The sequence below is a fragment of the Leucobacter sp. L43 genome, assembly GCF_016597785.1.
GTDB classification, from domain to species: Bacteria; Actinomycetota; Actinomycetes; order Actinomycetales; family Microbacteriaceae; genus Leucobacter; species Leucobacter alluvii.
In genome coordinates this window covers 1,540,148-1,558,959 of the sequence record NZ_JAENJG010000001.1, presented here as the reverse complement: position 1 = coordinate 1,558,959, position 18,812 = coordinate 1,540,148, and the positions used below count along the sequence as shown (strand labels likewise).

Genomic DNA, 18,812 nt, shown 5'->3' with positions numbered 1-18,812 from the left:
GAATCACAGGAGACTCGATGACTACGACGCCCGCTCAGGACACGGAAGTCCGCAGCGCACGACTGGACCAATCCAAGATGAGGAAGATCGCCACCGCGAGCGTCATCGGCACGACGGTCGAGTGGTACGACCTGTTCCTCTTCGGAACCGCTTCCGCGCTCGTCTTCAATCAGGTGTTCTTCCCCGATCTGCCCCCGGCGGTCGGAACGATCCTCTCCTTCCTCACGTTCGCCGCCGCCTACGTCGCGCGCACCCTCGGCGCGATCCTCTTCGGCCACTTCGGCGATCGTCTGGGGCGCAAATCGATGCTCCTCATCTCGCTGCTGACCATGGGCGGCGCAACGCTCGCCATCGGTCTCGTGCCCGACTTCGCGACGATCGGCATCGCGGCGCCGTTCATCCTCCTGACGCTGCGCATCATCCAGGGCCTCGCGCTCGGCGGTGAATGGGGCGGCGCTGTCCTGATGACCGTCGAGCACGCTCCCCAGGAGCGCCGCGGCTGGTACGGATCGCTCGTCCAGGTGGGCGTCCCGTTCGGAACGCTCCTCGCGAACGTCGCCTTCCTCATCGTCACGGCGACGGTGTCGACGGAAGCGCTGTACACGTGGGGCTGGCGCGTTCCGTTCATCGCATCGGTGCTGCTCGTCGCGGTCGGCATCTACATCCGACTCAACATCGAGGAGACGCCGAGCTTCCAGCAGGTGCGCGAACAGGGCGCCAAGGCGAAGCTCCCGTTCGCCTACCTCATGCGCCACTACTGGAAGCAGGTCATCCTCGGCGGTGTGGCGACACTGTCGACCGGTTCGAGCTTCACGCTCATGGTCGCATCCGGAGTGAACTACGGCACGAGCGAGCAGGGGTACTCCGCGAACCTCATGCTCTGGGTCGTGCTCGTCGCCTGCCTGCTCGGCATCTTCTTCATCCCGTTCTTCGGGCGGCTCTCCGACCGAGTCGGACGCAAGCCGATCATCGCCGCGGGGATCGCTGCTGAGGCCCTGCTCGCGTTCCCATTCTTCTGGTTGCTGAACACGGGCAACCCCGCGGCCGTGTTCCTCGCGTACGGCCTGATGATGATCGCCTTCTCGGCGAACTACGGGCCGATCGCCACCTTCCTCGCCGAACTGTTCGGAGCGAAGGTGCGGTATTCGGGGCTGTCCGTGGCATACATGCTCTCGGGATTGCTGGGCTCGGCGATCACCCCCGCCGTGACCGTGTGGCTCCTCAACCTGACCGGGCAGAGCGATTCGATCGCCTGGTACATCGCCGCCTCAGCAGGGCTGTCGTTCGTGGCGCTCTTCTTGCTGGGGGAGAACAGCCAGAAGAACATCGACCGGGTGGAAGCGACCACCAGCGTGGACGTCGCGCCGTGATCCGGCGGATCAGCGCAGCACCGGGGCTCGCCCCGGTGCTGGGTCCGTATTCGCAGGCGGTCGTCGCCAACGGCTTCGTCTTCACGACGGGCCAGGTGCCCTTCGGCGCAGACGGCTCCGCGCCGGACGATTTCGAAGACCAGGTGGCGCGCTGCCTCGAGAACCTCGTCTCAGTGCTCGCTGCGGCGGGAAGCGGCCTGCAGCACGTCGTCAAAGTCAACGCCTACCTGACATCTCCGGAGCAGCGCGAACCGTTCAACCGCGTGTACGCGCGGTACTTCACCGACGACCTGCCCGCGAGGACGACGGTCTGCGTGTCGATCTGGGAGATCGCGCTCGAGATCGAGTGCGTCGCGGTGGTGCCCGAGGTCGTCGCATGACGCTCGAGCACGCTCAGCTTCTCGACGCTCTGCGCGAGGTCGAGCTGCCGACGCTCGGCCACTTCATCGAAGACGGGTTCGTCGACCCCCGGGTGCATCCGGTCACGCGGAGCCCGCAACTCGTCGGTTTCGCGAGGACCCTCGACCTGCGCGAACCCGACGCGTACGAGGTGAACCGAGCGCTTCTCGCAGCCCGGCCCGGCGAGGTGCTCGTGATCCGGGTCGCGGGCGGTGCGCACGCGCCCGTCGGAGCCGTCACCGCGCGAGCTGCGATCGCGCAGGGTGCGGTCGGCATCGTGGTCGACGGTCCGGTCACCGACGTCCAGGCGCTGCGCGAGACGCAGGATCGGCTCGCCGTGTACGCGACCGGGCTCACCGCTCGAACGACGAAACGCACCGGCGCACTGGCGGGAAGCGCTGTCGACCAGCCCGTCGTCATCGGCGGCGTGCCCGTGTCGACCGGGGACCTCGTGCTCGGCGACGCGCACGGCGTGCTCGTCCTCCCGGGCGGCCGCATCGACCCGGAGGTGCTCAGCGCGGCTCAGGCATCGGATCGCGACGAGCCCGAGCTGCTCGCGCGGATCGCCGCGGGCGAATCGCTCGCGTCCCTGCTCCCGATCGGCCCCTGACCCCGGACTTCACAGTCTCACTCACACCGTTTTTGGAAGGATTATCGTATGTCGCAGTCGGCCGGTCATCTCATCGTTCGCACGCTCGAGCAGCACGGGGTCTCCCGTGTCTACGCAGTGCCAGGGGAGAGCTACCTGGACGTGCTCGACGGTCTGCACGATTCGTCGATCGAGACGGTCGTGTGTCGGCAGGAGGGCGGTGCGGGGTTCATGGCGCTCGCCGAGGGGCGCCTGACCGGCGTGCCGGGGATCGCGATGGTGACGCGCGGCCCGGGGGCGTCGAACGCGATGATCGCGATCCACACGGCGTGGCAGGACGCGACCCCTCTGGTGCTGTTCGTCGGGCTCATTCCGGTGGCCGACCGTGAGCGGGACTCGTTCCAGGAGTTCAGTCTCACCGGATGGTTCGGGTCGACCGCGAAGCGGGTGCTCACGATCGACGACGCCGATCGTGCGGGGGAGCTCGTGGCGGAGGCCATGCGGGTCGCGGCCTCCGGCCGCCCCGGTCCGGTCGTGGTCGGGTTGCCGGAGGACGTGCTCGTGCACGTGACCGAGGCTGCGCCGAGTGGGCGGATCGCCTCCCCGAACCCGCAGCCGTCACGTGCCGAGATCGAGGAGCTCGGTGAACGGATCGCCCGCGCCGAGCGCCCGGCGTTCGTGGTCGGAGGTGACGGCTGGCATGCAGGAGCTGGCCGAGAGGTGCTCGCTTTCGCCGAATCCGCAGGCGTCCCAGTGTTCGCGGATTGGCGTGCGTACGACGCGGTGCCGCACACCGGAGCCGCGTGGGCGGGCTGGCTCGGGTACGGCCGCGCGGATGCGGTCGCTGCCGGGTATGCGGAGGCAGACCTCCTCGTGTTCGTCGGGTGCGGTCGATCCGACGTGATGAGCGACGGATACCGACTCGGATTCGATGCGGAGACCGTGCTCGTCGGCGTCGACCCCGAGGCGACGATGCATGCGGGGCGACTCGATCAGCACCTGCTCGCAACGCCGGAGGCCTTCACGAAGGCGCTCTCCGGTGTCGATGCCGCTGCAGTTCGCGGCGACCGCGACGATTCGTGGATGCGAGACCGGTCAGTGGCTCAGGCGCGGTTCGCGGCGCATCGACCTGACGCGTCGGTGCCCGGTGTCGCCGGCGCTTCGGGGATCCCGGCAGATGTCGAGAATCCGGGCGTCGACCTCGGCGTCGCCTTCGGCGAGCTCGACGAGCGGCTGCGGGGCGAGGCGGTGCTCACCTTCGGCGCGGGGAACGCGACGATCTGGGCGCACCGGTTCGTGAAGCACCTGACCCCGGCGAGCCTCGTGGGCGCGCGCAACGGCGCGATGGGCCTCGCCGTTCCGGCGGCCGTCGCGGCCTCACTCGTGTTTCCCGATCGACGTGCGGTCGCGGTGTGCGGCGACGGCGATTTCATGATGAACGGGCAGGAGCTCGCGACCGCGGTCGCGCACGGCGGGAAGCCGCTGGTGATCGTGGTCGACAACGGGATCTACGGGACGATCGTGCAGCATCAGGAGCGGCACTATCCGGGTCGACCGTCGGGCACGCGGATGGCGAATCCCGACTTCGCGGCCTGGATGCGGTCGTTCGGAGGGCACGGTGAGCGCGTCGAGGCCACAGAGGATTTTGCGGGGGCGCTGGATCGCGCACTCGCGGGAGATGCTCCTGCATTGATACACGTGCTGATCTCGGACAGGGTGATGCCACCGGCATCCGACGAGATCGCGGCCTGAGGCACGCGCGCAGCAGACGACAGTGAAGAACGAGAGAACAGAGACGACCATGACGCAGCACCTCGATGACGCATTCCTCGCAGACTGGGCCGTGCACTCGCGCTTCGGTGCCGTGCCGGGCACGAACGGCGTCGACCGGCAGGCCGCGACCGCAGCCGACGGAGAGCAGCGCGCCTGGTTCGCGCAGCTGCTCGAGCAGCACGGATTCACGGTCGAGCGCGACGCGGCCGGCAACCAGTTCGGGCTGCTGGAACTCGTGCCCGGTGCGCCCTACGTGCTGACCGGGTCGCACCTGGACTCGCAGCCGACCGCCGGCCGCTTCGACGGCGCCTTCGGCGTGATGGCGTCGGCCCACGCGTGCTTCCGCGTGGCCGATGAGCTTCGTGCCGATCCGTCGGCTGCCCGTGTGAATCTCGCGGTCGTCAACTGGTTCAACGAGGAGGGGTCGCGCTTCAAGCCATCGATGATGGGCAGTTCGGTGTTCACCGGCAAGATGCCGCTCGACGCAGCGCTCGCGACGACCGATCCGCGAGGGGTGACGGTCGGCGACGCCCTCGATGCGATCGGGGAACGTGGCGCCGGTGACGTATTCGGAGGCGACTCGGGCCGCGAGGTCGCCTCGTACGCCGAGATCCATGTGCAGCAGGGCCGGAGCATGGAGGAGGACGGCGTCACGATCGGTCTCGTGAATGCGACGTGGGCGGCGCACAAGTTCGAATTCACGGTGACCGGGGCGCAGGCGCACAGCGGGTCGACGCTGATGGTCGATCGGCGCGACGCCCTGCTCGGCGCGGCCAGGCTCGTCGTGGCGGCGCGCGAGCTCGTCGACGAGTTCGAGCCGGGCGCGCTGCACACCGCGTGCGGCGAGCTCAACGTGTATCCCAACTCGCCCGTGGTCGTCGCCAGTGAGGTGCGGTTGCTGCTCGACCTGCGCTCGCCGAGCGCCGACGTGATCCGGGAGGCCCATGCCTCGCTGCAGCGCACGATCGAGCGGGTGCAGCGCGAGGATCGCGTGGAGATCGCCGTCACGGCCGAGCACAGCTGGGATCAGAACCCGTACCCCGAAGCCGGCGTCGAGCTCGCCCGTGAGGTCGCGGAGGAGCTCGGTCTCACCCATGATCGCGTGATGACGGTCGCCGGGCACGACTCGACCAACATGAAGGACACGGTGCCGACCGTCATGCTCTTCGTGCCGAGCGTCGCGGGCATCTCCCACAGCCTCGACGAGTTCACGGAGGAAGCCGATCTCGTCGCGGGAGTCGACCATCTCACCGGCGTCGTGCGCCGGCTCGCCGGTGGCGCGCTGCTCGATTGAGGTCGTTGGGGTCGATTCCCCGTTCTGCAATGGCCCGGATCTGGGCCCGGCTCAGCTCCAGGTGAAGAGCTCGCGGGGGTGCGTGAGGCGCCAGCCGTAGTCGGGCGCGGTGATCGCGGCACCCGTGACGACGTCGAAGGCGCGCTCGTCGGATTCGGTGGGGCCCGAGAGGTGCAGGATGCCCACTCGTCGCCCGGCTTCGGCATCGGCCCCCGTGAGTCCGGCATCCGGCGCGCCGGCCTCGGTGAACCCGCCCGTCTCCAGGGCGACCGTTCGCTCTGCGGCTTCTCCGGGGAGGAGCACGACTTCGGCGCCGTCGCCCGATATCAGGATCGGGATCTCGACGCCGTCGACCGTTCTCGCCGTGCCGACCCGCTCGTCGTGCGCCACGATCTGCGTGCGTGCGGGCGCGGCGTCCAGCGCGGAGAACATGCTGAGGCTCGCGCTCAGGCGATCCTCGGCCGTCGCTCGGCCCAGCACGACCGCGAGCTGGACGACGTCGCGACCCAGCGCATCGCTCGTGCGCGCCGCCGCGAGGTTGTAGCCGGCGACACTCGTGCGCCCGGTCTTCATGCCGATCACACCGTCGAGCGCTCCGTACAGCGGGTTCGTGTTCTCCACGGTGCCGATGCCCCATGGAAGGGAGACCTGCGGCATCGCGACGATCTCGGCGACCGTGTCGTTCGCGAGCGCGAGGCGCGCGAGGCGCAGCACGTCGGACGCGGAGGCCGCATTGCGCTCGTCCATACCGGTCGGCTCGAACAGCGAGAGCGATGCGAGACCTTCGCGGTCCTGCCAGGCCCGGACCGCGGCGAGAAACGCATCATTGTCGCCGAACACCGAGTACGCGTAGGCAGCTGCGAAGTCGTTCGCCGACGGTACGAGCGCGAGCTGCAGCATCTGACGCGCGGTCACCTCGGTGCCGACGGGTATGGGAAACGCGACGCCGTCATCTGCGACGTACCGTGCCTGCCGCGCGGCGTCCTCGGCCGTCCAGACGTGCGTCGGCCCATCGGCGCCCGCAGCCACGGGTGCTGCATCGAGCGCGACGAGCACGGTGACGAGCTTCGAGATGCTCGCGATCGGCGCCGGGCGCTGCGTGTTCGTCCAGATCTCGTCGTCGTGCAGCCATCCGATCGCGGTCGGCTCCGGCTCGGCATCGACCGCCCGTCGCACGTCGGCATCGTCGGCCGAGATCGTGACCGCCGCGGGTGCGTCCAACGTCACCACCGGTTCTGGCAGCGGAGCGATGGCGCAGACGACGGCGTAGCCTGCCGCGAGCACGATTGCGAGGGATCCTGCACCGATTCCGATGACTCGCCCCGCGCGTCGGCGGTGCCCGGCGGCGGTCCGCGGTGCTGTTCCGGAGGAGCGCTCGCCAGGGGGGCTCGGTGCTGCGTTCGGGCTCACTCGACCCACACTAGGGGCTACAGGGGCACTGGACACTCGGGTGCTAGGCGCTGGGATGCTCGGTAGCCCTGATGATGGGAATGAAGATGCGCAGTGTTAGGGGCCGCGTCAGAACGGGTGACGCGCGAAGTCTCGTTCATGCTCGGGTTCTCTGCGTTCACGCTCGGGTTCTCGGCGTTCGATTCGTCGCATCGGCCCCGGTGGCCCGGTCTCTATAAACCTCACACGACTCGGGGGTCGGTCGACGTAGCGCCTGCCCGTGGGGCTGGTCCAGTGCAGTTCACCATCGTTCTTCTGGCGTACGGCCCATTCGGAGTGGTGCTTGAGCACGTGATGGCCACGGCACAGGTGCGCGAGGTTCGCCGTCGAGGTCGGGCCGCCGAGGGCCGCGTCGACGGTGTGGTCGAGATCGCACCGCGCGACCGGCACACGGCACCCCGGGAACCGGCAGTGCTGATCGCGGGCGCCGAGTCGGCGCTTCATCGCTTCGCTTGGACGGTAGCGATCGACCTGGAGCACCGAACCCGATTCCGCATCCACCGTCACCCGCTCCCAAACCGGCGTCGCCGCTGCGAGGTTCCTGGCAGAGGCGAGCGGGATGGGCCCCGCTCCGACGAGCTCTGCCACAGGAGCAGCGCTCCGGCGGGAGGGGGCGAGTGCCGTGACGGGCACGATGACCTGCACCCGAGCCCGTATCGCTTCGCTGCTCGCACACGAGGTCACAGCGCTCGCGTCTGAGCCGAGGAGAAGTTCGGCGAATGCATCGGCCCGAATCTCATCGCGCGAGCGTCGCGCCGAAGATTCCGCCGCCGCCCGCTGGCCCCGCTCGGCGCCCCCGTCACGCTCATGCCGTCCAGCCCGCTCGGCCGACGCAGCCCGCTCGGCCAACCCTGCTCGCTCGCTGCGCTCGACTTCGCGGGCGATCCGCGTCAACCGGTCGTGTATCGCGTACGCCTCCGCGGTGGGCAGATACGCCAGCAGATCGGACATCCCGTCCTCGCGCTCCTGCACGACTACTCGACGCCTGCGCACCTCCTCGTGGTGCCGCTCGTCGAGGGTGTCGCCGGCGTACTGCTCGGCGATCCTGCGCGCGATCGGACGAAGCCGGTTCACCGACTCCCGACGCGCGTACTCGAGCACCTCCGCCTGATACGCCTCCCGCCTCGCGACGACTTCAGGAGCAGCCCCGACGCCGAGACGTCGCCCGGCATCCGCGATCACGCGCGCGTGCGCGGCCGAGATCTCGCCAGCCGCGAGAATCTGATGCGTCATCCCGTAGTCGTATCGCAGCGACCACGCCGCACCCATCTGGGCTTGCACCGCGCGCTCGCTCACGTTCAACGCGGTCGCGAGCTCCGCCCGCACCGAGCGGTAGGCGAGCTCGTTCTCGCCGGCGGGCGCGGAGCCGGAACGCGCGGCACCGGTCGCCATCTGCACCGCGACCGCCATGAGCTCGTACCTGAACGCGTCGAGGGCGCGCTGCCGATACTCCATCTGCTCGAGCAGGTTCACGACCTGTCCAAGCGACAGACTCGCATCAGCCACCGCATCAGCGGGCGCGTCTGTCACCTCCGCCGGGATGCTGCCGATCGTGAGGGAGAACATGACCCCAGTCAACCGGCAACCACCGACATTCACGATCGCCCGAGCCCGAGCCCGAGCCCGAGCCCGATCCCGAGCCCAAGCCCTGGCGCGACCATCGTGCACACCGTGAAGCCCTCCGCCCGTGCAGGTGCGCAGGTGCCGCGGCTCCGCTGGTGCGCGATGATGGATGCACCCCGTTCGACCACCGAGGAGCCAGCCGATGACCGCACTCATCGCGGGATACGCCCGCACCCCGTTCACTCGTTTCACCGGACAGCTCGCCGCGCAGCCGGCTACCGTGCTGGGCGCCCACGCCGTGCGTGCGGCACTCGCCCGTGCAGGCGTTGCCCCTGCTGACGTGGACGCGGTCGTGGTCGGCCAGGTGCTGCAGGCGGGCGCCGGCCAGAACCCGGCCCGTCAGACGGCGGTGGGCGCGGGGATCCCCCTCGAAGTGCCTGCCATAACGCTCAACGCCGTGTGCCTCTCCGGCGCCGAGGCCGTCTCGCAGGCGGTGCGCCTCATCAACAGCGGTGAGGCGGAGATCGTCGTCGCAGCCGGCCAGGAATCGATGTCGCTCGCCCCGCACGTGCTGCCGTTGCGCGCAGGCACGAAGTACGGCGACGCGGCCCTCGTCGACACGGTCGACCGCGACGGCCTGTCGGACGCATTCGACCAGGTTGCCATGGGCGCGCTCACCGAGACCGGCAATACGCCGCTCGGGCTGACCCGTGAGGAGCAGGACGCGTTCGCGGCGGCCTCCCACCAGCGCGCCGCAGCCTCGGCCGAATTCCTCGCCGGCGAGATCGAACCGTTCACGGTGACGTCGCGGCGGGGCGAAACGGTGGTCTCGAGCGACGACGGCGTGCGTGCGGAGACCACCGCGGAAACACTGGCGGGTCTGCGGCCGGCCTTCTCGAAGGAGGGCACCATCACTGCGGGCAACGCCTCGCAGATCACCGACGGCGCTGCGGCGCTCGTGATCGTGAGCGAGGCGGCCGCGGAGCGACTCGGCCTCGCGCCGTTCGCCCGCGTCGAGGCGACCGCATTCGTCGCCGGCCCCGACACGCAGCTCCATTCGCAGCCCGCGCGGGCGATCACGGCTGCACTCGCGAAGACCGGCGCAATCGCCGTCGCCGACCTCTCAGCGGTCGAGATCAACGAGGCATTCGCGGCGGTCGGCGTGCAGTCGGGCCGCGAGCTCGGCCTCGATCCGAGCATCGTCAACCGGCATGGTGGAGCGATCGCTCTCGGTCACCCGATCGGGGCCTCCGGCGCTCGCATCGTCGGCACGCTCGCGCGGCAGCTCGCCGAGGAGGGTGTCGGATCCCTCGGAGCCATCGGCATCTGCGGCGGCGGCGGGCAGGGCAGCGCCATCGTGCTCCGCGCCGTCTAGCGATCGCCCCTGCGCTGCCGATACACTCGCCGCTATGGGACTGCAGCACGCAGCCATCGGCATCGATGTCGGTGGTACGGGTATCAAGGGCGCCGCGATCGATGTGACGACCGGCGAGAAGATCAGCACTCGGCACAAGGTCGCGACCCCCGCAGGCGGTGCGCCGGCCGATATCGCTCGCGAGGTCGGGTCGATGGCCGCTGCGATTCGGGCTGAGCTCGCTGCCGCCGGGTTCGACAGCAGCGCGAACCTCCCCGTCGGAGTCACGCTCCCGGGAGTGGTGCGCGACGGCGTGATGCGCACCGCCGCGAACATCGACCTCAGCTGGATCGGCACCGACGCGCACGCGCTGCTCTCGGCGGCGGTCGCGGCGCCGTGCACCGTCGTGAACGATGCGGATGCAGCTGGCATCGCCGAGGTCGCGTTCGGCGAGGTCAGCGGGCTTCCCGGCGTGACGCTCGTGCTCACCTTCGGAACAGGGATCGGTTCGGCGCTCGTCGCCGACGGCGTGCTTGTGCCGAACTTCGAGCTCGGGCATCTGGAGCTCGACGGGTTCACCTCGATCGAACGCCACACGGCTGCGAAGGTGATCGAGCGCGAAGGCATCACGCTCGACGAGTGGGCGTCGCGCGTCTCCCGGTACATCGGTTACCTCGAGAAGATCCTGAACCCCGACCGATTCGTACTCGGCGGCAGCATCAGCAAGGCATCCGACAGTTTTCTTCCGTTCGCGGGTGTCACGGTGCCGGTCGTTCCGGCGCGACTGCGCAACAACGCCGGCATCATCGGCGCCGCCCGGCTCGCAGCGGAGGCGATCGATCCCGAATCGAGCAATTCCGCGCCCTGAACGCAACGCCTGAGCGCCCCGAGTACTCCGCACCTGGGAGAATGGACGGGCGCGAGCAAGATGGAGGCGAGTATGGCGGAAGCGGTCGGAGATGGTGAGTCCTCTCGACCCGATCGCCGTACGCCGCCCACCGCCGTGATCAAAGCGGTGCGCAGTCTCGTCGAGATGCCCGCCGGCCCGGGCCCGAGACTCTGGATCGCGCTGCGAGCGGCGCTCTCCATCGGCGTACCGTTCGGCGTGCTGACCGCACTGGGATACGAAGGCATCGGGTTGCAGACCGCTGCCGGAGCCTTCGTCGCACTCTTCGCCGCCAGCCTCGCCGCTGCGGAGCGGGCCAAGGTGCTGCCGTTCGTGGCACTCGCCCTCATCGGCTCTGCCGCGCTCGGCGCGGTGCTGTCGCCGTGGCCGGTGCTGCTGGGCATCGGGCTCGTCGTCGTCGCCGGAGCGACTGCGGCGCTGTCGTTCGCCTTCCGGCTCGGCCCGCCCGGTCCGGTGTTCTTCGTGCTGAGCTACGGGCTGGCCGGCAACATCACCGCAGTGGTCGATGGCGAACGACTGAACTCCCCGCTCATACTCATCGCGGCGCTCGCGGGTGGTGCGCTGTTCTCGTACCTGCTGGCCCTCGCCCCGTTGCTCCGAGACGCCGAGCGGGCGAAACCGGTGCGGCCCCTCGGCGAGCTGCTGCCCGGGCCCTGGTTGGGACCGGGCGAGCGCCGGCTGATCCTGCGCATTCTGATCGTCGCCGTCGTCGGCACGGTCGTCACGATGCTCTGGATCGATCCCCATCGCGCCTATTGGACGGTCTCCGCGGGTGTCGCCGTCATCGGCTTGAGTGCGGTGCGCCGACACTCGCTCGCCCGCGGGCTGCATCGCACCGTCGGCACCCTCGTCGGCGCGGTGCTCTACCTCGCGATCGCCCCGCTCGGGGCCTTCCCCCTCGCGCTCGTGCTGCTACTCACCGGGCTGCAGTTCATCATCGAGCTCGTGGTGGTGCGCAATTACGCTCTTGCCCTCGTCTTCATCACGCCGCTCGTGCTCCTCCTCACGGGGGCAGCAGCCGGCGGAGGCGATCTCATGGGCGCTGCGACCGAGCGCGTGCTCGACACGCTCATCGGTTCGGTGATCGCGGTGGTCACGGCGCTGCTGCACCGGCGAGTGGTGAAGGATCGGCCGGAGTGACCGTGCGTCAGCCACTCGGGCGTGCGACGCGACGCACCGAGTCGTGTCACACGAAGCGGTACGTGGCGTAGCGCACAGCGCTCGCCGTGCGCTGGGCGACGGCGAGGTACAGCGATCGTTCGAGGTGCGCGAGCGCCGGTGCCGAGGTCTCGATCGTGACCACGGTGCGGAAATAGTACTCGGAGGGGTCGACCGTCTCGCCCTTGAGCAACGATTCGAGCACGTGCGGTTCTCCGCTGCGCACCCCCGACGCCTGCAGGTAGAGCAGCTCGCCGTCGGCGGTGCGCGCCGAGTAGCGGCCGTCGATCTCGATCGAGCCGTCGGTCCGCACGATCTGCCAGTCCGCGCCGCCCGGCAGGATCTCGGCCTTCACGTCCCCGGAGATGCTGCCCCCGAGAATCGGGATGACTCTGCGGTGGCCCGCTCGGGTCCGACCGTGATCCTCGATCGCACCGAGCTCGACGGAGACGTCGAACACGTGCTCGAGGCCGGGAGCCGGAAGCGCAGATTCCGACGGGCGCGCTGCGGGAGGGGTCATGAGGTGCTCCGTTCTTCGGTGGCGCGGGGGAGACTCGGATCGTGTGCGCTGAGGAGTGCGCAGAGCAGCCGTTCGAGTGCGGGCAGTGCAGCGGCGATCGAGGTCAGGTCGTCGCCGGCGAGCGTTTCGAGTGATTCCCCGAGAATGCGGGTGCTCGCACGGTCGTAGGCGGTGAAGAGCGCCCTGGCTCGTTCCGAGGTCGTCACCAGTACGCGTCGGCCGTCGGCCTCGTCCGGTCGGCGCTCGACGAGCCCGGCTCGCTGCATCGAGGCGAGCAGGTTGCTCACCGTTGAGCGGTCGAGGTGGAGCGCCTCAGCGAGATCGCTGGGCGCGAGAGCCGTGCCGGAGGGGAGTGCGCGGATGATCTGAATCTGAGAATCGGGAATCTCCGGAAGATCCCCGGCGGCCCGCGCGGCGCTGAGCAGCGCACGCCGCAGGGGCGAGATGACGCCGGCGAGGCGGGCGGAGTCGACGATGCCGGTCATCGGTCAGCGTTCGACGGACAGCGAAGCGCGCGCGTTCAGCATCTCCGGGTGGAACCCTGCGGCTTGCTTGTAGGCGGTCGCGACTTCCGCCAGCTCGGTCTCGGGAATCACGTCGTGGATGTGCGAGAAGCCCTCAGGCGCACGCTCCGCGGCGAGCACCATCACCTTCTCGGGGCCGGCCTGGCGCGTCTGCTCGAGCAGTGCAGCGGTGGCCGGTCGGCGATCGGCTTCGTACGCGCGGAGGCCGTCCCGCGGGGTGGGGGCGTGGGCGAGGTGGAATGCCAGCGTGCGGGCGTCGAGGGTCGCTTGCGATCCGCCGTTCGAGCCGTTGGGGTACATCGCATGCGCGGCATCTCCGAGGAGCGTGGTGCGCCCGAACGTCCACTGCGGGAGCGCGTCGCGATCCACCATCGGATATTCGAGGATCTCGTCGGCGCTCGCGATGAGGCCGGGAATGTCGATCCAGTCGAACGCCCACTTGCGGAAGAGTTCGACGATGGGCTTCGGGTCGATGGGGTGGTTCCAGTCCACCTGGCCGGATCCTGCTCCCCGCTGCTCAGCGATGAAGTTGATGGGCATGCGCCCGTCGTCTCCGACCTGGCCGAGGGGGTACGCGACGAACTTCTGCTCGCCGTCGCCCACCATCACCATCGTGCTGCCGTCGAGGAACGGTTCGGCGTACGCGACACCGCGCCAGAGGGTGAGCCCGTTGGAGGGGGGAGCTCCCTCTTCCGGGTAGCGCTCTGCGCGCACAGCCGAGTGGATGCCGTCGGCGGCGATCACGATGTCAGCCGACACGGTGACCTCGCCGGCCTCCGTCGTGAATCGCGCCAGATCCTGCTCCTCCCCGTGTTCCACGGAGACGACCCGGTGCCCGGTGCGGATGATGTCGCCGACGCGCTGCTCGACGAGGTCGCGGAGCGCGATCTGCAGCCGCCCCCGATGCACGGAGAGCTGGGGCCAGGCGTACCCTGCGGCGGTGCCGCGAGGCTCACTCCAGATGGGCTGACCGTGGCGGTTGTAGTAGGCGAGCGTGCTCGGCTCGACCCCGAGTGCGGCGATGTCGTCGACGATGCCGAGCTCGGTGAGCTCGCGGACCGCGTGAGGCAGCAGGTTGATGCCGACGCCGAGGCCGCGGATCTCCTCGGATCGCTCGTAGACCTCGATGTGCTCGAAGCCGGCGGCGTGCAGGCTGAGTGCGCTGAGGAGGCCGCCGATGCCAGCGCCGATGATGACGATCTTCATTGATCACTCCAGTTCATGGGAGGTCCCCAAGTAGTTTTGCGGCAAAACTAACACGGGAGAGTGCGGTGCGCAAGCGCATCGCACTCTCCCGTGCTCGGCGGAGAGCGGCAGGCCGGAAGCGGCCGGCCGGATCAGACCAGACGGGTCTTCGGCGACACCTCGTACGTGTCCTCGGCGTCGCGATTGGGAATGTCGCCGAGCGCATCGTCGATGGCTGCGAGCGTGTCGGCGTCGAGCACGACTCCTGACGCCTTCACCGTGTCGGCGAGCTGCTCGGGGCGCGAGGCCCCCACGAGGGCCGCGGCCACGTTCGGATTCTGCAGCACCCAGGCGATCGCGAGCTGCGGCATCGTGAGCCCGGCCTGCTCGGCGATCGGCTTCAGGCCCTGCACGGCCTCGAGGATCCGGTCGTCCAAGAACTTCCGCATGAACTCCGCACCGCTCTTGCCATCGGTCGCGCGCGAACCCGAGGGCACCGGCTGTCCGGGAAGGTACTTGCCCGAGAGCACGCCCTGCGCCATGGGTGACCAGACGATCTGCGAGATGCCGAGCTCCTCGGACGCCGGAACGACCTTCCCCTCGATCACGCGGTGCAGCATCGAGTACTGCGGCTGGTTCGAGATGAGCTGCACGCCGAATTCGCGCGCGAGCTGGTGCCCCTCGCGCAGCTGCTCGGCGGTCCATTCCGAGACGCCGATGTAGAGCGCCTTGCCCTGCCGCACGACGTCGGCGAACGCCTGGAACGTCTCTTCGAGCGGCGTCTCGTAGTCGAAGCGGTGAGCCTGGTACAGGTCAACGTAATCGGTGCCGAGGCGGCGGAGCGAGCCGTTGATCGATTCGAGGATGTGCTTGCGGCTCAGCCCGGTGTCGTTCGGCCCCTTCTGGCCGGTCGGGAAGTACACCTTCGTGAAGATCTCGAGACCCTCGCGTCGCTGCCCCTCCAGTGCGCGCCCGAGCACGGCCTCGGCCGCGGTGTTCGCGTACGTGTCGGCGGTGTCGAACGTGGTGATGCCGGCGTCGAGCGCCGCGTGCACCGTCTTGATCGCCGCGTCGTCGGCGACCTGAGACGCGTGCGTCACCCAGTTGCCGAACGTGATTTCCGAGACCTTGAAGCCGCTGTTTCCGAGATACCGATAGTTGACCATTGCCTCAGCCTATGCCCGCTCGGCGTGCGCGGGCAGTGAGTCGGATTAATGTGCGGTGCGGGCCGCGCGGGTGCCGCTCGGGCTCAGTTCAGCGCGCCGTCGTTCGTCGTCGACGTGCGCTCGAGCAGTCGGTCGGGCAGCACGTGGATGAGCGGCGCGAGGAGTCGGTAGCGCCAATCGGAGATCAGGACGCTCCGGCCGCGTCGAACTGCGGAGAGTCCCTCCTGCGCGACGCGGGCGGTGCTCGCCCAGGCGATCCGTGGGAGGCGGGGCAGGTGATCCTCTCCCATGCGCGCATGGAATTCGGTGTCGAGCAGGCCCGGGCAGAGAGCGGTCACGCGCACGCCGCGACGGCGGTAGCGCGCGTTGAGGGAGCGCGAGAGCGACACGATCGCCGCCTTCGCGGCTCCGTAGGTGCCCGTCGGCGTGAATGCGGCGACGCTGGCGACGTTCAGGATCCAGCCGTAGCCCCGGTCGAGCATTCCCGGGACGGCGGCGTGCGACAGGTGGAGCGGCACCCATGACAGCAGTTCGTGCAGCCTCCGCTCGTCGTCGAGTTCGCTCGTCTCGAAGCCGTCGGCAACACCGAATCCCGCGTTGTTCACGAGGATGTCGACGGGACGATCCCGCGCGCTGAGTCGGCCCGCCACCCGCTCCAGGTCGGGAGCGCGGGTGAGGTCGGCGGGCAGCGCGGAGGCGTCGATGCCGTGGCGATCCCGCAGCTCGGCGGCCAGGATCTCGAGCCGTTCGCGGTCGCGTGCGACGAGCACGAGGTCGACGCCCGCGGCGGCGAGCTGCCGGGCGAACTCGGCTCCGAGTCCGGTCGATGCGCCGGTGATCAGTGCGGTAAGAGGCATCGGCCCAGTCTGCCAGCACGCGGTGCGGACGACCAGGGGTGTGCCCCACCGCCGCAATCGGGTAGTGTGTTCGCATGACGAACTTTACTTCGCTGTGCGAAATGACGCGTTCATGATCGACAAGACGGTGCCGGATCCTGCGGCCGCGGTGGCGGGCATTCACGACGGCGCTACGGTGATGATCGGCGGATTCGGCAGAGCCGGGCAGCCCATCGAGTTGATCGACGCACTCATCGCTCACGGCGCGAGCGACCTCACGATCGTGAACAACAATGCGGGAAACGGTGACGACGGCCTCGCCGCGCTGCTCGCCGAGCGTCGCGTACGCAAGATCATCTGCTCGTTCCCCCGACAAGCGGATTCCTGGGTGTTCGACGGGCTCTATCGTGCAGGCGCAATCGAGCTCGAACTGGTGCCGCAGGGCAACCTCGCGGAGCGGATCCGCGCGGCCGGCGCCGGCATCGGCGCCTTCTACACCCCCACGGGCGTCGGCACGGAACTCGCGGCAGGCAAGGAGATCCGCGAGATCGCTGGGCGAGCATACGCGCTCGAGTACCCGATTCGCGCCGACTTCGCGCTGATCAGTGGGTGGAACGCCGATCGCTGGGGCAACCTCGTCTATCGCGAGACCGCGCGCAATTTCGGTCCGATCATGGCGGCGGCCGCGCAGACGACGATCGCGCAAGTCGACACGGTGGTCCCGCTCGGCGACATCGATCCCGAGGTCGTGGTGACTCCCGGCATCTACGTGGATCGCGTGGTCGCCGTCGGCGAGCGCCGTTGGTTGCGCGACAGCGTCTTCGTGGGAGGCGTGGACCTCGCAGGAGCGCCGGTGCAGACCGAGGGGGACGTCGCATGAGCACCCGCATCACCCGAGAGGAGCTCGCGGCACGCATCGCGGCCGACATCGCCGAGGGGTCCGTCGTCAACCTCGGCATCGGTGCGCCGACTCTGGTCGCCGACTACCTGCCGGACGACGCCGAGATCATCCTGCACACCGAGAACGGCATGCTCGGCATGGGTCGAGCACCTGCCGCCGGACGCGTCGATCCCGATCTCATCAACGCAGGCAAGCAGGCGGTGACCGCCGTCGCCGGCGCCGCCTACTTCCACCACGCGGACTCCTTCGGCATGATGCGCGGGGGTCACCTCGACGTGTGCGTGCTCGGGGCGTTCCAGGTCGCCTCCAACGGGGATCTCGCCAATTGGTCGACCGGGGCTCCCGGGGCGATTCCGGCCGTCGGCGGGGCGATGGATCTCGCGATCGGGGCGAAGCACGTGTACGTGATGACCGACCTGCTGACGAAGCAGGGGGAGTCGAAACTCGTCGCGGCCTGCTCGTATCCGTTGACCGGCACCGCGTGTGTCTCGCGGGTCTACACCGATCACGCCGTTTTCGAGGTGATCGAGGACGGGTTCGCCGTGCGCGAGCTGTTCGGCGACAACTCGATACCGATGCTCGAGGCAGCCACGGGCCTGCGCCTCACGGATGCGACTGCGGAGGGACGATCATGACCGGAGCATTCATCTACGATGCGGTGCGCACGCCGTTCGGCCGCGCCGGAGGAGCTCTCTCCGGAGTGCGCCCCGACGACCTCGCTGCCGCCGTGATGCGGGCGAGTGCGGAGCGCACCGGCATCGACCCCGGGCGCGTCGACGATGTGATCTTCGGCGATGCGAATCAGGCGGGCGAAGACAACCGCAACGTCGCGCGCTTCGGCGCCCTGCTCGCAGGCTTCCCCACCACCGTCACGGGAACGACCGTCAATCGGCTCTGCGCATCGTCGGTCGAAGCGGTGATCCAGGCCGCGCGAGCGGTCGAAACCGGCGACGCTCAGATCGTGCTGGCCGGCGGCGTCGAATCGATGAGCCGGGCTCCCTTCGTCGTTGAGAAGTCGGCGAAGCAGTGGCCGTCGGTCGGCAACCAGACGATGTGGAACACGTCCATCGGGTGGCGCATGGTGAACCCGGCGTTCCCCGCGCCGTGGAGCATCTCGAACGGCGAGTCCGCCGAGAGGATCGCAAGCGAGTGGAGCATTTCGCGCGAGCGCCAGGACGCGTTCGCGGTGCGCTCGCATCAGCGGGCGGCGGCGGCGTGGGCGGACGGAGTGTTCGACGACGAGATCGTGCAGGTGCCGGGAGCGGAGCTCGCTCGAGACGAGGGGATACGCGACGGTTCGACCGTCGAGAAGCTCGCCGCCCTACGACCGCTGTTCGCGGCCGACGGGACCGTCACCGCGGGGAACGCCTCGTCGATCAACGACGGCGCATCGGCGGTCCTCATCGGCGGCGAGGGGGCGATCGCCGCAGAGCCGCTCGCCCGCATCACGGGGCGCGCGACGCACGGCGTGGATCCCGACCTCTTCCCCATCGCCCCGATCGAGGCGGCGAATCGGGCGCTCGCGCGATCCGGGCGCAGCTGGGCCGACGTCGACTTCGTCGAACTGAACGAAGCCTTCGCGTCGCAGTCGCTCGCCTGCCTGGCCGGGTGGCCGGAGCTCGACCCGGAACGGTTGAACGTGCACGGTGGCGCGCTGGCGATCGGGCACCCGCTCGGAGCATCAGGGGGGCGCATCATCGGGCGGGCGGCTCACGGGTTGCGGCGTCTCGGCGGGGGCGTCGCCGTGGTCGCGATCTGCATCGGAGTGGGGCAGGGGCTCGCCGTCGTGCTCGAACGATGACACGTGCGGAGGCCACCGGGTCG

Annotated in this window: 18 protein-coding genes; 11 read left to right on the top strand and 7 right to left on the bottom strand. The window is 69.3% G+C overall.

The window, feature by feature from the left end:
- Nucleotides 1–17 precede the first annotated feature (17 nt).
- From JE033_RS07295 to JE033_RS07275, 5 genes are read left to right on the top strand one after another with little or no spacing between them, the layout of a single operon-like run.
- Entirely contained in the window at nt 18–1,370 is a 1,353-nt protein-coding gene (locus JE033_RS07295) for an MFS transporter (protein WP_234037115.1), read from the top strand.
- Complete coding sequence (locus tag JE033_RS07290; protein WP_200330438.1) at nt 1,367–1,750, top strand: RidA family protein; 384 nt, start codon at nt 1,367–1,369, stop codon at nt 1,748–1,750. Before JE033_RS07295 ends, JE033_RS07290 begins: the two co-directional genes overlap by 4 nt.
- Nucleotides 1,747–2,379: an RraA family protein gene (locus tag JE033_RS07285; protein ID WP_090146244.1), complete on the top strand. Its 633-nt coding sequence runs from the start codon at nt 1,747–1,749 to the stop codon at nt 2,377–2,379. The genes JE033_RS07290 and JE033_RS07285 overlap by 4 nt, the downstream gene beginning before the upstream one ends.
- A gap of 48 nt (nt 2,380–2,427) precedes the next feature.
- The gene (locus JE033_RS07280; protein WP_200330436.1) at nt 2,428–4,110 is read left to right on the top strand and encodes a thiamine pyrophosphate-dependent enzyme; all 1,683 of its coding nucleotides are present in this window, start codon (nt 2,428–2,430) and stop codon (nt 4,108–4,110) included.
- Nucleotides 4,111–4,159: 49 nt separating this feature from the next.
- On the top strand, nt 4,160–5,425 hold the full coding sequence (locus JE033_RS07275) for a M20 family metallo-hydrolase (RefSeq protein ID WP_090146246.1): 1,266 nt from the start codon (nt 4,160–4,162) through the stop codon (nt 5,423–5,425).
- 51 nt (nt 5,426–5,476) lie between these two features.
- On the opposite strand, the gene JE033_RS07270 is transcribed toward JE033_RS07275, so the two are convergent.
- Both JE033_RS07270 and JE033_RS07265 read right to left on the bottom strand, forming a co-directional pair.
- Nucleotides 5,477–6,835, bottom strand: a complete 1,359-nt coding sequence (locus JE033_RS07270) for a D-alanyl-D-alanine carboxypeptidase (protein ID WP_200330434.1) — start codon at nt 6,833–6,835, stop codon at nt 5,477–5,479.
- A gap of 108 nt (nt 6,836–6,943) precedes the next feature.
- Nucleotides 6,944–8,440, bottom strand: coding sequence for an HNH endonuclease signature motif containing protein (locus JE033_RS07265; RefSeq protein ID WP_200330432.1), 1,497 nt, complete (start codon nt 8,438–8,440; stop codon nt 6,944–6,946).
- Nucleotides 8,441–8,639: 199 nt separating this feature from the next.
- Here JE033_RS07265 and JE033_RS07260 point away from each other — a divergent pair, with 199 nt between their 5' ends.
- The 3 genes from JE033_RS07260 (at nt 8,640) to JE033_RS07250 (ending at nt 11,838) form a co-directional block, all read left to right on the top strand.
- Complete coding sequence (locus tag JE033_RS07260; RefSeq protein ID WP_200330430.1) at nt 8,640–9,812, top strand: acetyl-CoA C-acyltransferase; 1,173 nt, start codon at nt 8,640–8,642, stop codon at nt 9,810–9,812.
- Nucleotides 9,813–9,846: 34 nt separating this feature from the next.
- Nucleotides 9,847–10,659 carry a polyphosphate--glucose phosphotransferase gene (ppgK, locus tag JE033_RS07255; RefSeq protein WP_200330428.1) on the top strand — a complete coding sequence of 271 codons (813 nt, stop codon included), beginning with the start codon at nt 9,847–9,849 and terminating at the stop codon, nt 10,657–10,659.
- Between the two features lie 72 nt (nt 10,660–10,731).
- Nucleotides 10,732–11,838 carry an FUSC family protein gene (locus JE033_RS07250; RefSeq protein ID WP_090146259.1) on the top strand — a complete coding sequence of 369 codons (1,107 nt, stop codon included), beginning with the start codon at nt 10,732–10,734 and terminating at the stop codon, nt 11,836–11,838.
- A 46-nt stretch (nt 11,839–11,884) separates the two neighbouring features.
- On the opposite strand, the gene JE033_RS07245 is transcribed toward JE033_RS07250, so the two are convergent.
- The 5 genes from JE033_RS07245 to JE033_RS07225 form a co-directional block, all read right to left on the bottom strand.
- Nucleotides 11,885–12,376, bottom strand: a complete 492-nt coding sequence (locus tag JE033_RS07245) for a DUF3237 domain-containing protein (protein ID WP_090146261.1) — start codon at nt 12,374–12,376, stop codon at nt 11,885–11,887.
- Entirely contained in the window at nt 12,373–12,861 is a 489-nt protein-coding gene (locus JE033_RS07240) for a MarR family winged helix-turn-helix transcriptional regulator (protein ID WP_200330426.1), read from the bottom strand. Before JE033_RS07240 ends, JE033_RS07245 begins: the two co-directional genes overlap by 4 nt.
- A 3-nt stretch (nt 12,862–12,864) precedes the next feature.
- A complete protein-coding gene (locus JE033_RS07235) occupies nt 12,865–14,106 on the bottom strand; it encodes a flavin-dependent oxidoreductase (protein ID WP_200330424.1) in 1,242 nt (413 codons plus the stop codon).
- A gap of 131 nt (nt 14,107–14,237) precedes the next feature.
- Nucleotides 14,238–15,251, bottom strand: coding sequence for an aldo/keto reductase family protein (locus JE033_RS07230; RefSeq protein WP_200330422.1), 1,014 nt, complete (start codon nt 15,249–15,251; stop codon nt 14,238–14,240).
- An 83-nt stretch (nt 15,252–15,334) separates the two neighbouring features.
- On the bottom strand, nt 15,335–16,108 hold the full coding sequence (locus tag JE033_RS07225) for an SDR family oxidoreductase (RefSeq protein ID WP_200330420.1): 774 nt from the start codon (nt 16,106–16,108) through the stop codon (nt 15,335–15,337).
- A 112-nt stretch (nt 16,109–16,220) separates the two neighbouring features.
- Here JE033_RS07225 and JE033_RS07220 point away from each other — a divergent pair, with 112 nt between their 5' ends.
- Genes JE033_RS07220 through JE033_RS07210 form a run of 3 tightly spaced genes read left to right on the top strand, consistent with a single transcriptional unit; the run spans nt 16,221 to nt 18,789 of the window.
- A complete protein-coding gene (locus tag JE033_RS07220; RefSeq protein ID WP_200330418.1) occupies nt 16,221–16,967 on the top strand; it encodes a 3-oxoacid CoA-transferase subunit A in 747 nt (248 codons plus the stop codon).
- Nucleotides 16,964–17,623 carry a 3-oxoacid CoA-transferase subunit B gene (locus JE033_RS07215; RefSeq protein ID WP_200330416.1) on the top strand — a complete coding sequence of 220 codons (660 nt, stop codon included), beginning with the start codon at nt 16,964–16,966 and terminating at the stop codon, nt 17,621–17,623. The genes JE033_RS07220 and JE033_RS07215 overlap by 4 nt, the downstream gene beginning before the upstream one ends.
- Nucleotides 17,620–18,789 carry a thiolase family protein gene (locus tag JE033_RS07210; RefSeq protein ID WP_200330414.1) on the top strand — a complete coding sequence of 390 codons (1,170 nt, stop codon included), beginning with the start codon at nt 17,620–17,622 and terminating at the stop codon, nt 18,787–18,789. The genes JE033_RS07215 and JE033_RS07210 overlap by 4 nt, the downstream gene beginning before the upstream one ends.
- Nucleotides 18,790–18,812 lie beyond the last annotated feature (23 nt).